Genomic DNA, 2,003 nt, shown 5'->3' on the forward strand with positions numbered 1-2,003 from the left:
GTGATGGGTAGGGGAGCGTCGTGTGCCGGGTGAAGCAGCACCGGAAGGTAGTTGTGGACGGTTCACGAGTGAGAATGCAGGCATGAGTAGCGATTCACACGTGAGAAACGTGTGCGCCGATTGACTAAGGGTTCCTGGGTCAAGCTGATCTGCCCAGGGTAAGTCGGGACCTAAGGCGAGGCCGACAGGCGTAGTCGATGGATAACCGGTTGATATTCCGGTACCCGCTGTGAAGCGTCAAACATCGAACCAGGCGATGCTAAGTCCGTGAAGCCGTTCCGGACCCTTCGGGGAATGGAAAGTGGTGGAGCCGACGGACCAGACTTGTAGTAGGTGAGTGATGGGGTGACGCAGGAAGGTAGTCCATCCCGGGCGGTGGTTGTCCCGGGGTAAGGGTGTAGGACGGTGTGTAGGCAAATCCGCACACCACATAGTCTGAGACCTGATGCCGAGCCGATTGTGGCGAAGTGGATGATCCTATGCTGTCGAGAAAAGCCTCTAGCGAGTTTCATGGCGGCCCGTACCCTAAACCGACTCAGGTGGTCAGGTAGAGAATACCGAGGCGTTCGGGTGAACTATGGTTAAGGAACTCGGCAAAATGCCCCCGTAACTTCGGGAGAAGGGGGGCCACGCTTGGTGAGAGGACTTGCTCCTCGAGCTGGGGGTGGCCGCAGAGACCAGCGAGAAGCGACTGTTTACTAAAAACACAGGTCCGTGCGAAGCCGTAAGGCGATGTATACGGACTGACGCCTGCCCGGTGCTGGAACGTTAAGGGGACCGGTTAGTCACATTTCGGTGTGGCGAAGCTGAGAACTTAAGCGCCAGTAAACGGCGGTGGTAACTATAACCATCCTAAGGTAGCGAAATTCCTTGTCGGGTAAGTTCCGACCTGCACGAATGGCGTAACGACTTCTCGACTGTCTCAACCATAGGCCCGGTGAAATTGCACTACGAGTAAAGATGCTCGTTTCGCGCAGCAGGACGGAAAGACCCCGGGACCTTTACTACAGTTTGATATTGGTGTTCGGTTCGGCTTGTGTAGGATAGCTGGGAGACTGTGAAGCTTGGACGCCAGTTCAGGTGGAGTCGTCGTTGAAATACCAGTCTGGTCGTGCTGGATGTCTAACCTGGGTCCGTGATCCGGATCAGGGACAGTGTCTGATGGGTAGTTTAACTGGGGCGGTTGCCTCCTAAAGAGTAACGGAGGCGCCCAAAGGTTCCCTCAGCCTGGTTGGCAATCAGGTGTTGAGTGTAAGTGCACAAGGGAGCTTGACTGTGAGACCGACGGGTCGAGCAGGGACGAAAGTCGGGACTAGTGATCCGGCGGTGGCTTGTGGAAGCGCCGTCGCTCAACGGATAAAAGGTACCCCGGGGATAACAGGCTGATCTTCCCCAAGAGTCCATATCGACGGGATGGTTTGGCACCTCGATGTCGGCTCGTCGCATCCTGGGGCTGGAGTCGGTCCCAAGGGTTGGGCTGTTCGCCCATTAAAGCGGTACGCGAGCTGGGTTTAGAACGTCGTGAGACAGTTCGGTCCCTATCCGCTGCGCGCGCAGGAATATTGAGAAGGGCTGTCCCTAGTACGAGAGGACCGGGACGGACGAACCTCTGGTGTGCCAGTTGTTCTGCCAAGGGCATGGCTGGTTGGCTACGTTCGGGAGGGATAACCGCTGAAAGCATCTAAGCGGGAAGCCTGCTTCGAGATGAGTATTCCCACCCACTTGATGGGGTAAGGCTCCCAGTAGACGACTGGGTTGATAGGCCGGATGTGGAAGCCCAGTAATGGGTGAAGCTGACTGGTACTAATAGGCCGAGGGCTTGTCCTCAGTTGCTCGCGTCCACTGTGTTGGTTCTGAAACCACGAACAGCCCCATGCCATGGTCACGGTGTGGTGCGGCTGAAACAGTTTCATAGTGTTTCGGTGGTCATAGCGTGAGGGAAACGCCCGGTTACATTCCGAACCCGGAAGCTAAGCCTCACAGCGCCGATGGTACTGCAGGGG

2 rRNA genes are annotated in these 2,003 nt (G+C 56.6%); both read left to right on the forward strand.

The features are described from left to right. Positions 1-1,827: ribosomal RNA gene (locus ACN6LD_RS42140) — 23S ribosomal RNA — on the forward strand; the annotation flags it as partial. A gap of 91 nt (positions 1,828-1,918) precedes the next feature. Next, a 5S ribosomal RNA gene (gene rrf, locus ACN6LD_RS42145) occupies positions 1,919-2,003 on the forward strand; the annotation flags it as partial.

It is taken from the genome of Streptomyces sp. SAS_272, from assembly GCF_052543235.1.